The organism is Flintibacter sp. P01028 (assembly GCF_041925235.1).
In the GTDB taxonomy this organism is placed as follows: Bacteria; Bacillota; Clostridia; order Oscillospirales; family Oscillospiraceae; genus Lawsonibacter; species Lawsonibacter aceti.
The window spans coordinates 330,339-342,845 of record NZ_JBHEVC010000001.1; the positions used below are offsets into that span (position 1 = coordinate 330,339).

Annotated in this window: 13 protein-coding genes; 5 read left to right on the forward strand and 8 right to left on the reverse strand. The window is 55.6% G+C overall.

The genetic code is table 11. The features are described from left to right. The first annotated feature begins 84 nt into the window (after positions 1-84). The 5 genes from ACEVJK_RS01605 to ACEVJK_RS01625 all read left to right on the forward strand — a co-directional run bounded on the left by ACEVJK_RS01605 (position 85) and on the right by ACEVJK_RS01625 (position 5,014). Positions 85-870, forward strand: a complete 786-nt coding sequence (locus ACEVJK_RS01605) for an allophanate hydrolase subunit 1 (RefSeq protein WP_374739841.1) — start codon at positions 85-87, stop codon at positions 868-870. A 1-nt stretch (position 871) separates the two neighbouring features. After that, complete coding sequence (locus tag ACEVJK_RS01610) at positions 872-1,885, forward strand: biotin-dependent carboxyltransferase family protein (protein ID WP_186852696.1); 1,014 nt, start codon at positions 872-874, stop codon at positions 1,883-1,885. A gap of 250 nt (positions 1,886-2,135) precedes the next feature. Then, positions 2,136-2,897, forward strand: a complete 762-nt coding sequence (locus tag ACEVJK_RS01615) for a LamB/YcsF family protein (protein ID WP_186852697.1) — start codon at positions 2,136-2,138, stop codon at positions 2,895-2,897. An 18-nt stretch (positions 2,898-2,915) separates the two neighbouring features. Continuing rightward, positions 2,916-3,719 (forward strand): putative hydro-lyase, encoded by an 804-nt coding sequence (locus ACEVJK_RS01620; RefSeq protein WP_374739842.1) that lies wholly within the window; start codon positions 2,916-2,918, stop codon positions 3,717-3,719. Positions 3,720-3,766: 47 nt separating this feature from the next. After that, a complete protein-coding gene (locus tag ACEVJK_RS01625; protein ID WP_186852699.1) occupies positions 3,767-5,014 on the forward strand; it encodes an Nramp family divalent metal transporter in 1,248 nt (415 codons plus the stop codon). Positions 5,015-5,338: 324 nt separating this feature from the next. On the opposite strand, the gene ACEVJK_RS01630 is transcribed toward ACEVJK_RS01625, so the two are convergent. The 8 genes from ACEVJK_RS01630 to tuf form a co-directional block, all read right to left on the reverse strand. Then, entirely contained in the window at positions 5,339-6,013 is a 675-nt protein-coding gene (locus ACEVJK_RS01630; RefSeq protein WP_262669199.1) for a hypothetical protein, read from the reverse strand. Beyond that, positions 5,988-6,503 (reverse strand): RNA polymerase sigma factor, encoded by a 516-nt coding sequence (locus ACEVJK_RS01635; RefSeq protein WP_186852701.1) that lies wholly within the window; start codon positions 6,501-6,503, stop codon positions 5,988-5,990. Before ACEVJK_RS01635 ends, ACEVJK_RS01630 begins: the two co-directional genes overlap by 26 nt. A gap of 146 nt (positions 6,504-6,649) precedes the next feature. After that, positions 6,650-7,066, reverse strand: coding sequence for a CBS domain-containing protein (locus ACEVJK_RS01640; protein ID WP_262669392.1), 417 nt, complete (start codon positions 7,064-7,066; stop codon positions 6,650-6,652). 107 nt (positions 7,067-7,173) lie between these two features. Further along, a complete protein-coding gene (locus tag ACEVJK_RS01645; protein WP_147570655.1) occupies positions 7,174-7,959 on the reverse strand; it encodes an ABC transporter ATP-binding protein in 786 nt (261 codons plus the stop codon). Next, positions 7,953-8,894 (reverse strand): ABC transporter permease, encoded by a 942-nt coding sequence (locus ACEVJK_RS01650; protein WP_186852703.1) that lies wholly within the window; start codon positions 8,892-8,894, stop codon positions 7,953-7,955. The genes ACEVJK_RS01645 and ACEVJK_RS01650 overlap by 7 nt, the downstream gene beginning before the upstream one ends. Positions 8,895-8,970: 76 nt before the next feature. After that, on the reverse strand, positions 8,971-10,080 hold the full coding sequence (locus ACEVJK_RS01655) for an ABC transporter substrate-binding protein (RefSeq protein ID WP_147570657.1): 1,110 nt from the start codon (positions 10,078-10,080) through the stop codon (positions 8,971-8,973). Positions 10,081-10,591: 511 nt separating this feature from the next. Then, positions 10,592-11,191 (reverse strand): hypothetical protein, encoded by a 600-nt coding sequence (locus tag ACEVJK_RS01660; RefSeq protein ID WP_374739843.1) that lies wholly within the window; start codon positions 11,189-11,191, stop codon positions 10,592-10,594. A gap of 71 nt (positions 11,192-11,262) precedes the next feature. Next, a complete protein-coding gene (gene tuf, locus ACEVJK_RS01665) occupies positions 11,263-12,465 on the reverse strand; it encodes an elongation factor Tu (RefSeq protein ID WP_147570659.1) in 1,203 nt (400 codons plus the stop codon). Positions 12,466-12,507: the final 42 nt, after the last annotated feature.

The window sequence follows — 12,507 nt, forward strand, 5'->3', positions numbered from 1 at the left end:
ACGCAACTCTGGTGCCCATGAGATTGTGTTGGGTTGCGTGTTATGAGCCCCTGCCCTGTTATTGGAAGGGAGAATGCTGAAGTTATGGCTGAATTTGTGATCAAGCCTGTAGGCGACTGTGCCCTGTGCGCTGAGTTTAAAAATGAGATCAGTGTAGCCGTCAACCAGCAGGTCCATGCACTGGATAGAGCACTGTCCACCGCCCATATTCCGGGTGTGGTGGAAACAGTGCCTGCATACCGGACGCTGATCGTCTATTACCGGCCTGAAGTGGTGCGATATGAGGAATTGAAGGCCTGTATCTTAGCCTTGACTGACTTCTCAGAAAGCAAGGCCAGCGTTGGTGGCCAAGTCATCGAACTGCCGGTGCTTTATGGAGGAGAAGTGGATCTGGATCCAAACGCCCCACACTATGATGGCTGGGACGGACGGGAAACGGCCCCAGACCGAGAGGATGTGCTGGCTCATGAGAAGATCACCTGGGACGAGTTTGTTCACCGCCACTCAGCTAATTTGTGCTACATCTATTTCCAGGCCTTTGCCATCGGTCACTCCTATGTGGGCAATCCGGTCAAGACCTTCACCGTTCCTCGTCGGACCACTCCGCGGACCAAGATACCTCAGGGCTCTATTGCCATCTGGGCGGACCAGACGGTGCTCAATGGCTTCGATCTTCCCTGTGGCTGGCAGGTGGTAGGCCGTACACCCGTAATACTCTATGATGATAAAAAAGATCCGGCCTCATTTTGCCTGTCCGGGCAGTGGCTCAAGTTCGTACCTATTGACCAGGTGGAATACGCCAGGATCCGGAAACTTTCCCTGGCCGGTGAATATCAACCGGTTACCTACGAAAGAAAGGTAGGTGAGTAACATGGGACTCAAAGTGATCTCTCCTGGTCCTCTGACCAGCGTTCAGGATGAAGGCCGCTTTGGCCACCAGCGCATTGGAATGTCCCCCGCGGGAGCTATGGATCTCCACTCAATGCGCCTGGCTAACCTGCTGGTAGGCAATGACCTGGGTGAGGGCGTTCTTGAAATGACTTTTTTGGGCCCTAAGCTCCAGTTTACCCAGGACAATGTGTTCGCGTTAACTGGCGCTGATATGGGCGCTACATTGGATGGAGTTCCTGTCCCACTAGGGCAGGCCTGGCCAGCTAAGGCAGGCAGCGTACTCCAGATAGGGCCAGCCCGCGCAGGCTGCCGAGGTTATCTGGCTGTGGCTGGGGGATTGGATGTCCCGGTTCTCTATGGAAGTAAATCCACCTTGCTCCGATCTGGACTTGGCGGATTTCAGGGCAGAAAGCTGGCTGCCGGAGATACCATTCCCTTTGCCTCTCCTAGGGCCCAGATTCCAAATCTGGCGGTCCGCCGTCTGCCACCTCAACCCCCTATTTCCAAAGAAATTACTGTCCGGGTCATATTAGGTCCCCAGGACGACCGCTTTACTAAGGAAGGACTGGATACCTTTTTAAACAGCACCTTTACCGTGGATGAGAAATCTGACCGTATGGGATACCGACTCAACGGACCCAAGGTAGAGCACAGCACGGATGCCAACATCATCAGCGACGGCATTCCCTTGGGCGCAGTCCAGATACCCGGCAGCGGACAGCCCATCATCATGATGAGTGAGCACCAGGGCTCCGGCGGCTATACCAAGATCGCCAATATCATCTCGGTGGATATCCCCCTGGTCGCTCAGTGCGCTCCCGGTGATAAAATTCGGTTCCAAGCGATCAAGTTGGATCTGGCGCAGGAACTTTATCTGGCTCAGAGGGCCCAGTATGAGCGGTTACGTCAGGTCTATGACCAGGACTTTAAGTCCATCTACCGGGTAAGCGTCAATGGCAACACTTATTGTGTAGGCATTTCCCCAGCAAAATGAAAAGGCCGCTTGGATCCACAGATTCCAGCTGAAAAGTTTTAGGATTCTTATAGAAATAGGTATAAGTAAGACCTCGGCTTTTAGAATGTGCTACAGAATCATTTGAGATATCACAAATCCCATTGACTATCTTTGGATACAGGTCTATACTGTAGGCGGCAAAGGCAAAGACGTCTTTCGGGATATATCCTGACAAGATGTCTTTGCCTTTTTGTATTTTCATCTGAAAACAGAAGCAAGGAGGAACCATATGTACCAAGTAGATCTGAACAGCGACCTGGGTGAAAGCTTCGGCAACTATACCCTGGAAGCAAATGACGAGATCATGCGCCATGTGTCTTCAGCCAATGTGGCCTGCGGCCTCCATGCCGGTGATCCAGTGGTTATGGCTCACACGGTGGCTCTGGCCAAAGAGTACGGCGTGGGCGTGGGTGCACACCCCAGTTACCCTGATCTGCAGGGTTTCGGACGGCGGCGGATGATTATGAAAAAGGAAGAGTTACGGGACTTTATTACTTACCAGATCGGTGCCCTTTACGCCTTTACTAAGGCTGCCGGTGTCCCTCTGCTCCACATTAGTGCCCACGGCGCCCTGGGAAACGTAGCCCAGGCCGATATGGATACCGCCCGCGCGGTATGTGAGGCCACCGCCAGCTTCGACGATTCTATCCGTATTCTGTACTACGGCAACTCCTGCCTGAAGGATGTAGCGGACCACATGGGGCTTCCAACTGTATCCTTGGCCTTTGCGGACCGGGGTTATATGGAGGATGGCTCACTAGTCCCCCGGGGACAGCCCGGCGATATGATCAAAGATGCGGACCAAGCCGTGGCCCGGGTGATCCGGATGGTCAAGGAGGGGAAGGTCACCACCTCTGCTGGGAAGGATATCGGCATCAAGGCAGAGAGCATTCTGGTCCATGGTGACGGAGCCCACGCAGTGGAATTTGTGTTAGCCTTGAAAGCCGCTTTCCATCGTGAAGGCATCCAGATCAAAAACTTTGCCCAATGATGACTGCGGAGCAGAGATATGGCAGAAAGGACGGATATCATGCAAGACTACAGTTCTCTCTCTCCCGCTGAGTTGCGGGCGAAATTCCGCACTGGGGAGTTAGTGCTCCCCACCGCCGGGCTGTGCCCTGGTTACATCCAGGGCAACTTGGTTATCCTGCACCGCCGCTATGGCGAAGATTTCCTCCAATTTATGAAGCAGAATCCTAAGCCCTGCCCCATCTTAGAGGTCTTTGACCAAGGCTCTCCCATCTCTCACAAGATGGCGGAGGGGGCTGATATCACTACGGATATCCCTCTCTACCGCATCTACCGTAACGGTGTATTCGAGGAGGAAGTCAAGGATGTCAGCGGCTATTGGAATGAGGACATGGTAGGCTTCCTCATTGGCTGCAGCCTCACCTTTGAATCCAGGCTGGTGGAAGCCGGTATCCCGCTAAAGCACTACGAAGAGAATAAGCGGGTTCCTATGTTTGATACCAATATCGCCTGCAAGCCTAGTAAGCTGTTCCACGGCAATTATGTGGTGTCCATGCGCCCGGTCAAGAAGGAACTGGTGGACTTGGCTGTCAAAATCACAGAACCCATGGACTACGCCCACGGCGCTCCCGTCCAGATTGGCGATCCTGATGCCATCGGTATCAAGGATGTGCTCCACCCTGATTATGGTGATCCGCTGGATATCGGTCCTGACGAGGTTCCAGTCTTTTGGGCCTGCGGTGTCACACCCCAGAACGTAGCCACTCAGGCTAAACCTGACCTTCTGATCTCTCATTCCCCAGGCTATATGCTCATCAGCGACATAGACAGCAGCAAGTTGTAAGGAGAACATCAGCCCCCCAAAATCTAAAAGGAAATGGAGTACAACGTATGAACGAAGCGAAAAAGCCCAGCGCGATGGACTATTTGAAAGCCGTTGGCCCCGCCATCGTCATCTCAGCCGTTGTGGTCGGACCCGGCAGTGTCACCACCGCTTCTTCCATGGGCGCCAGCTATGGCTACAAGCTCCTGTGGGTCATTATCCTGGCCGCCCTAGCCTCTTTCTTTTACCAGTTGCCCGCTATCCGCGTGGCTCTGGCCAAGGAAGTCACCATCATGGAAGCGGTGCGTATGCGCTTCGGTAAAATATGGGCAATGGTCCTGTACTACTGCATCATGTTCGGCTGCCTGATTTTCCAGGCGGGCAACTTCACCGGCGCCGCTATGGCTATGAACTACTTTGTCCCTCAAATCTCTCTGATCGCATGGGCGGCTATTATGATTGGGCTGGCGTTTGTGCTGGCCTGGACCTCCCGCTACGGCATTCTGGAAAGCTTTACCAAGGTACTGGTCATTCTGATGGTCGTCGCCTTCGTCGCCACCGCTATTGGTTCTCAGCCCAATATGTCTGACCTGGTGTCCGAGGGTTTCTCCTTCCAGATTCCTAATGGTGACTACATGCTAGTCCTGGCTATGCTGGCCACCACCATGGTACCGGACATCCCGGTTTCCCTGTCCGCCTTGCACAAGCAGCGCTACTTCAAGAAGGGCTCCTTCGAGGCCGGTCTGCCTCAGGAAACTAAAATGAAGATGGCCCACTTCGATCTGGTGTTTGGCTGCATCGTCACCGCCCTAATCACCAGCGCTATCGTTGTCTGTTCAGCCACTAACCTGTTCCCCCTAGGTATCACTGTCAGCAGCGCCTCCGACATGGCCGCTCAACTGACTCCTATTCTGGGCCGCTATGCCGGTATTCTGTTCTCTCTGGGCCTATGGGCCGCTGCCTTCTCCTCAGGTCTGTTCCGCATTGAGTTGTTACCTATGTTGTATAATCAGGCCACCGATCAGGAAGAGGATATGAAGGCTCCTCGCAGCCGTCTCTGGATGATCCTAGGTGCCGGTATTCCCCTGATTTTCATCTTCCTATTCGGAGCCTCCCCCGCGGAACTGGTCATCATGGCCCAGGCCTTGAACGGTCTGTTGCTGCCTATTATCTGCGGCATTATCTGGAGAATCACCTCGGATAAGAAGTTCATGGGTGACCACGCTAATCGACTTTACCTAAACATCATCTTTGCTGTCATCTTTGTGGTCACAGTTCTGTTGGCTATCCGTGTATTCATCAATCTGATTGGTTAATCTGCTGCCACTGTCGTCTGAAGAGCTGAATCTAGGGTCTGGAATCTTATGTGCCACAAGATAAAAGAATACATACAGAGATCTGGCGCATAAAAATTGGAATGAAGGGGGACTATGTCCCCCTTCATTCTCATTTCAAGGGTAAGATTTATGGATGGAACTGCGTAGTTGCTGGTTTCATTGGCACGACTGGCGCCACAGACTTACCAGCCCGACATGAAAAGTCCTAGAGGAAGTGCTATGATAAAGCGACATCTGGAAGATATGAGACAGAAAAACTTCTTGGAACCCTATCTCTCCCACTGGACACGCCCTCGCTGTTTGTCATTTCTGGTTCAGTGTTGCCGATGTCCGTGGGCTGGCGTCATTCTCACCGTTCCCGATAATGGTAACCATGCCCTCTTCCTGCTCCGCCTCGACCTGTTCAAAAGGAAGCCCGTTCATAAAGGAGCCGCCCAGTGCGTCCTCTACGGTTTCACTGTCATAGTAGACGGTCCCGTACTCCTCTCCATCGGCCTCCCCGATGGACACGGCCATCTCCCACTTCTCCACGTTACCCTCCACCGTGACTCTCAAATGAGTTCCGAATGTAGTCCTGTCGTACACATAGCTGCCGTCTGCCTCAAGCTCCTCTGTGATATCCACTTCCTCCCCGTTTACTACCAGAATAGCCCGTCCATCCCTGTTTTCTACCGTGGCCTGGGGTACTTCTAAGGTGGTAATATGCTCGCCGGTATCCATGATCATGTCCTGTCGGTATTGGTCCACCTTGATGACGGACACGATCTGTCCGAATATCTCCTGGGCGGCCTCTGGGTTGGCTGCCCCCACCCCCACTACCATCATAGTGATGGCGGCGCAGGCCACCAATATGGTCCGCATAGTTCGGCGGGAGTTCTTACGGTCCTTGTTTTCAGTCATGGCGATGATCTCCTTGATCTTTTCCTCGGAAGCGTTGAGCTCCCGGCATGCGTTACGGTACACTTTGGGGTCGAACATAGACACTTCCCTCCTTCTCTTCCTCCTCGGACAATTCCTTTCGCAGCCGGGCCCGGGCCCGGAGCAGCCAGGTCTGCACCGTGGATGGATTGGCACGCAGGGCGGCGGCCGTCTCGGCCACACTCAGCCCCTCGTAGTAGTAGAGATATATGACCAGCCTGTATTTCGGCTCCAGGGCCATCACCGCCCCCATCAGCTCCGCCCGCTCCCGGTCCTCGGGTGCGGTCAGCTCATGCCATTCCTCCAGCGGGACGGCAGTGCGCCGCCAAAAAGAGCGGAGCATTTTGCGGCTCTCGTTCACCGATACCCGCAGGAGCCAATGCTTCATATGGTCCTCGCTCTCAAACTCTGCTTTCTGCTCAAAAAGCCGAAGCAGGACCGTCTGCATCACGTCCTCGGCGTCTTCCCGGCAGCCCAGAGCGTGGTAGGCCACCCGATAGATCATGTCGCCATAGGTCTGAGCCGCCCGGCTGAACTCTTCCTGGGTCAAAGCCGCTCACCTCCTTGGAAGTCTCTGTTTGAAAGGCCTTTCATTCAGTAATATCCGCCAGAGGCGGTAAAAATCTCACCACAAAAGAAAAAATTTGGGGCCGCCACATCTGTGGCGGCCCTGTGAAGGTTCAGCAGCAGATCCTGTTACATATGGGCAGCGGGCTGCTCCACGTTCAGGACAGTAAGTCTTTTGATGATATTTTGGCGGGTCACAATGCCCACAAAAGCGCCTCGGTCGTCCACCACGGGGATAAAGCTCTGGCGCAGAGCGCGCTCCACCAGTTCCTCCAGGGCCACATCGATGCGTACCGCCGGATTGAAGCCGGGGCGGATTACCCTGCGGAGGGGCTGCTTCTCCTGAGTTTGGATATCCCCGCTCCCCTGGTCCAACAGGCACCAGAGGAAATCCCCCTCGCTGACTGTACCCACATAGCTCCCATCCTTGGCCAGCACTGGGATAGCGGTATAGCCGTGGAAACGGAGCTTCTCCAGCCCCTGGCGGATGGTCCAGTCCTCATAGAGCCAGGCCACGTTTGTCTTTGGTGTCAGCAGGGATATCACATTCAATACTCTCAATCCTTTCCGGCGGGGAGGCCCCCTATATCTCTATGGACAGGATAGCACAGATCGAGGCAAAAGTCTGTAAAAAAACTGTGAAATCTGCCCTCTCAGGAGAGCAAAATACGGTCGTTGTCCAGGCCCCTGCCCACCCCTGCCTTGAAGCGTGCCAGCAGGTCAGACACTGTCATTCCCTTCCGCTCCTCCCCCTGGATGTCCAGCACGACGCGGCCGGAGTCCATCATCAGGGTGCGATTGCCCAGCTCCAGTGCCTGCTGCATATTGTGGGTGACCATCAGGGTGGTGATCCTGTTTTCCGCCACCACCTCCCGTGTGATCTTCAACACCTTCTCCGCCGTGGCAGGATCCAGGGCGGCGGTGTGCTCATCCAATAAGAGAAGCCATGGCGGATTCATGGTAGCCATGAGCAGGGTCAGGGCCTGGCGCTGTCCGCCGGACAGCAGCCCCACCGGCTGCTTGATTCGGTCCTCCAATCCCATATCCAGCAGAGCCAGCTGGTCCCGGAATCGCTGTTTGTCCTTCTGTGTCAGGGGGGCGAACCAGCCACCGCTCCCGGCGGCCAGGGTCAGGTTTTCTTCAATCGTCATGTGGGGCGCAGTCCCCCGCATGGGGTCCTGGAACAGCCGTCCAATATGCTTGGATCGCTTGTGCTCGGCCATAAAAGTGATATCCTGGCCGTCCACGAGGATGCAGCCGCTATCCACGAGAAAGCTGCCGGCGATAGCGTTAAACAGGGTGGACTTTCCCGCCCCGTTGGAGCCTACGATGGTGACGAAGTCTCCCCGCTCCAGGTGGAGGTCCACCTGGTCTAAGGCCTTCTTCTCATTCAGCGTTCCTGGATTGAAGGTCTTGGAGATGTGGTCCAGCTTCAGCATTTGACTCCGCCCCCTCTCTTTCTGGCAGCCAGCTTCTGACGCTGCAGCGCGATCAGCTTTCTTCCCTGTGGGGCGGCGATGGCGACGGCCACAATCAGGGCAGACACCAGCTTGAAGCCCTCGGTAGGCACGATGCTGGTACTGATAGCGACGGCGATGATGATGCGGTACAGACAGGCCCCCAGAATGACTCCGAACACCCGGCGGGGAATGGAGCCCCGACCCATTAAGCTTTCCCCGATGATCAGGGAGGCCAGGGCAACTGTCACCATTCCGGTACCCAAATTGATGTCACAGCTCTTGTTTAGAAGTCCAATCAGGCAGCCCGCCAGCCCTGTGAGGGAATTGGACAGACACAGTCCCACAGTAATGGTAAAGGAGGGGTTGATGGAGGAAGCCCGGACCATGTCCGCGTTGTCCCCTGTGGCCCGGATAGACAGGCCCAGCCGGGTGCGGAAAAAAAGGACTACCAACAGGGCGGCCACCAGAAGGATCACCGCCAGCACCACCAGCTCATGCCACTTAGCCCACCACTCCCAGGGAAAAAGCTCCTTGCACAGCGTAAATAGGGAATCACTGCCGTAGATAGACAGGTTGGAGGACCAGCCCATCACCGCCAGGTTGACGGTGTACAGCCCTGTGTTGACGATGATGCCGGCCAGGATGCTCTCCACCCCAAGCTTGGTCTGGAGAAAGGCGGTGACAAAGCCGGAGCAGGCTCCAGCCAGCATGGCGGCGGGCAGGGCCAGCAGGGGATGCCCGGCCAAAGTGACAGTTGCCCCTACGGCAAACCCCAGAGTATAGCAGCCATCTGTGGACAGGTCGGCAATATTAAGAATCGAGAAGCTAATGAACAGGGCCATGGCCACCAGGGAGTAGATCGCCCCCACCTCTAGTGCGGTCTGGAGGGCTGGCAGGGATAAAATAGCGGGCACAGGGATTCCTCCTTATGGCGGTACTGGGGACGCCGCACTGGGCGGCGTCCCCGGACCGAGGTTTTACAGAATGGACTCAGCTGAAGCTCTGGGCGGTGGTAATCTCCACCACGCCGATACCAAGGGTGGCAAAGGCAGCCTTCACATCATCTAGGCTCAGGCCGATGGCCTCACAGGTTTCTGTGTTGATGGTGGCCGCTTCGTGGGCCAGGATGACCACAGGAGTGGTGGCGGGGTCAGCCCCGTTCACCAGCAGGTCCACCACCATATCGGCGGTCTCGGCCCCCAAATCGTCATAGTCAACGCCGTACCCAAAGAAAGCGCCATTCAGGGCGAAAGAGTTGGCACCGGTATAGTGAGGGATCTTAGCCTCGTTCAGCTTCTCAAAAATAGACAGTTCGGCCTGCATCACGGTGTTATCCGTTGGGGTGAAGATGGCCTCCACACCGGCGCTGATCAAGGCGTCCACAGCGGAGTTGACCTCGTCAGTATTGGTGCCGGTTTTTTCCACATAGGAGATACCGCTGGCATCCAGGAAGGCCTTAGCCTCCTCGATAGGCTTCTTGGAGGAATCCTCAGACTTGGAGTAGAGCAGGCCCACGGTCTGGATGTCGGGGTCTACGGCCAGCATCATCTTCATGATCATCTCGGTGTTCAGGGCGTCGCTGACGCCGGTGATGGTACCGCCAGGAGCGTCCATGTCCTGGACCAGATTAGCGGTGACAGGATCGGACACCGCAGCGAAGATGATTGGGATGTCCTCATCGGTGACTACAGACTGCATCACCTGGGCGGCCGGCGTAGCGATGGGCACGACCACATCTACCCCGTCAGCCACCAGTTGGGCGGCGATCTGATTGAGTGTGGTGCCGTCCCCCTGCCCATTATAGGTATAGTCGGCGTAATTGAAGGTCACTCCCAGCTCGGCGCTCTTGGCATCCAGCTCCTTCTGGACGTTCTTCTCGATCTGATCCAGAGAGGCGTGGTCCATATACTTGACCAAGCCGATCTTATACTCCGTCTTTGCAGCAGAGGCGGAACTTCCTCCCGCGGCGGTCCCATCGGAACTGGAAGCGCCAGAGCTGCCGGAGTCATTTCCGGCTCCTGTGCAGGCGGCCAGGGTCAGCGCCAGGGACAGGGACAGGGCCGCAGCCAGGAGCTTCTTCAAAGTGCTGTTCTTTTTCATGGTATTTACCTCCATTATTTGCCCGGTTTGGGCTTAGATTGGTTTGGGTGGGTGATGGAGGGGCCGTTGCCGGCGGCCTTTGTTTCAGAGTATAAAAAAACAGCCCCCTATCCCACATAATATGGGACAAGAGCTGTACTCCTGCGATACCACCCAAATTGACGTTTGCACGTCCGCTCGCTTCACGCGCCATCACGCGTGCCCGATGGATAACGGGTGGGTCCCCGTCGGCATCTACTAGGTCTCCCGTTCAAGCCGCCCTCGAAAGTCCATTCACTCGGCCGCTCTCCGCCCCGATCTCACCCTCCGGGACTCTCTTCAGGTTTGCCGCACCGGCTACTCCTCTTTCTCAAAGGTTTACCGCTGTCTAATTGTTAGGATTATTATAGCCGCTCCCCGTCTCCTTGTCAACCCCCCTCTTGAAAAAATATTGTGGGAGCTTTCAACGTCCTATCCATCCATACGAATAATGGGGGCGTTCTCCCCTCAGGTCAAACGCCCCCAAACCAGGTCAGATAAGAAATTCGCTGCTCTGCTTGAGATAACGCAGATAATACACCAACGCCACCAGGGATATTGCCAAACTTGCAAACACCGAGATTAAGGGCAAGATGAGTGACGGAAAATCCAAGAGACTGCCAGAAAGCAGCAGGCACAACAGCGTAATCCCCCCGGACAGGAACGCTGCCCCAAAGGAAATGAACTGCCATCTCCATGCCTTTTTTCCCAGCTCCATCTGGCCGGCAGCGCCCTTTGACTGTAAAACCGCATTGGTCCCCTTAATTACAAAGTAAGTTATGAGCAGGTTGCAGATATCCTGGGCCATACTCATCAGGGCACCGAATATTGTTTCATCATTGGCGAACAGGCCGACTACAAACACGATGACCAGAGTGATCACCGCGTTCCTATATGCCCGGTGCTCACTGCGCAGCTTCACCAAGCCCACTAACGAAATGACCGTCCCCCCCAAGACCGCCATTGACACTAAAAATACCAAGGGCGGGATAATCCACGCAAGGATCGTACATAGAATACTGGCAATTATAATTATATTGCCCACATACATCAGCCTCAGGGACTGGGCCACTTTTTCGTAGTTATATTCCACACCGCTCACCTCCTGTTTCATAATAGAAAAAGAGCGGGCCTCTTCAGAAGTCCGCTCTTTTGATAGGAAACTTACTCGTTGATGCCGATGACGACGCCGGAACCCACGGTACGGCCGCCCTCACGGATGGCGAAACGCAAGCCCTGCTCGATGGCGATGGGGGTGATCAGCTCCACGTCCATGTCCACGTTGTCGCCGGGCATGCACATCTCAGTGCCCTCGGGCAGAGTGATGATGCCGGTCACGTCGGTGGTACGGAAGTAGAACTGGGGCCGGTAGTTGTTGAAGAAGGGGGTGTGACGGCCGCCCTCGTCCTTGGACAGGACGTAAACCTGGCCCTTGAACTTGGTGTGGGGATGGATGGAGCCGGGCTTGCACAGCACCTGGCCACGCTCGATGTCGGTCTTAGCGATACCGCGCAGCAGGCAGCCAGCGTTGTCGCCAGCCTCGATGAAGTCCAGAGTCTTGCGGAACATCTCCATGGAGGTGACCACGGTGCTCTTCTTCTCCTCGGACAGGCCCACGATCTCAACGGTCTCGCCGGCCTTCAGCTGGCCACGCTCCACACGGCCGGTAGCCACGGTGCCGCGGCCGGAGATGGTGAACACGTCCTCGACGGGCATCAGGAAGGGCAGGGAGTCATCACGGGGAGGAGTGGGGATATACTCGTCGACAGCATCCATCAGCTCCTTGATGCAGGCGAAGTCGGGATCATTCACATCGCCAGACTCGCAGGTCAGAGCGTTCAGAGCGGAACCCTTAATGATGGGGATCTCGTCGCCGGGGAACTCATAGGAGGACAGGGTCTCACGGACCTCCATCTCCACCAGCTCCAGCAGCTCCTCGTCGTCCACCTGGTCACACTTGTTCAGGAAGACAACAATAGCGGGCACGCCTACCTGACGGGCCAGCAGGATGTGCTCCTTGGTCTGAGCCATGGGGCCGTCGGTAGCGGCAATAACCAGGATAGCGCCGTCCATCTGAGCAGCGCCGGTGATCATGTTCTTGATATAGTCGGCGTGGCCGGGGCAGTCGACGTGGGCGTAGTGACGCTTGTCAGTCTCATACTCCACGTGGGCAGTGTTGATGGTGATGCCGCGCTCGCGCTCCTCAGGAGCCTTGTCGATGCTGGAGTAATCCTCATACTGGGCCTTGCCCTGCAGAGCCAGGTACTTGGTGATGGCGGCAGTCAGGGTGGTCTTGCCGTGGTCAACGTGACCGATGGTGCCGATGTTTACATGGGGCTTAGTACGCTCAAATTTTGCCTTAGCCATTGGAATTTCCTCCTTATATTACAGTTATAGACGTAACTTGCG

Coding starts and splice junctions, on each gene's coding strand:
- ACEVJK_RS01620 (WP_374739842.1), top strand. CDS start 2,916: ATGGCAGAAAGGACGGATATCATGCAAGACTACAGTTCTCTCTCTCCC.
- ACEVJK_RS01615 (WP_186852697.1), top strand. CDS start 2,136: ATGTACCAAGTAGATCTGAACAGCGACCTGGGTGAAAGCTTCGGCAAC.
- ACEVJK_RS01655 (WP_147570657.1), bottom strand. CDS start 10,080: ATGAAAAAGAACAGCACTTTGAAGAAGCTCCTGGCTGCGGCCCTGTCC.
- ACEVJK_RS01630 (WP_262669199.1), bottom strand. CDS start 6,013: ATGTTCGACCCCAAAGTGTACCGTAACGCATGCCGGGAGCTCAACGCT.
- ACEVJK_RS01610 (WP_186852696.1), top strand. CDS start 872: ATGGGACTCAAAGTGATCTCTCCTGGTCCTCTGACCAGCGTTCAGGAT.
- ACEVJK_RS01625 (WP_186852699.1), top strand. CDS start 3,767: ATGAACGAAGCGAAAAAGCCCAGCGCGATGGACTATTTGAAAGCCGTT.
- ACEVJK_RS01605 (WP_374739841.1), top strand. CDS start 85: ATGGCTGAATTTGTGATCAAGCCTGTAGGCGACTGTGCCCTGTGCGCT.
- ACEVJK_RS01645 (WP_147570655.1), bottom strand. CDS start 7,959: ATGCTGAAGCTGGACCACATCTCCAAGACCTTCAATCCAGGAACGCTG.
- tuf (WP_147570659.1), bottom strand. CDS start 12,465: ATGGCTAAGGCAAAATTTGAGCGTACTAAGCCCCATGTAAACATCGGC.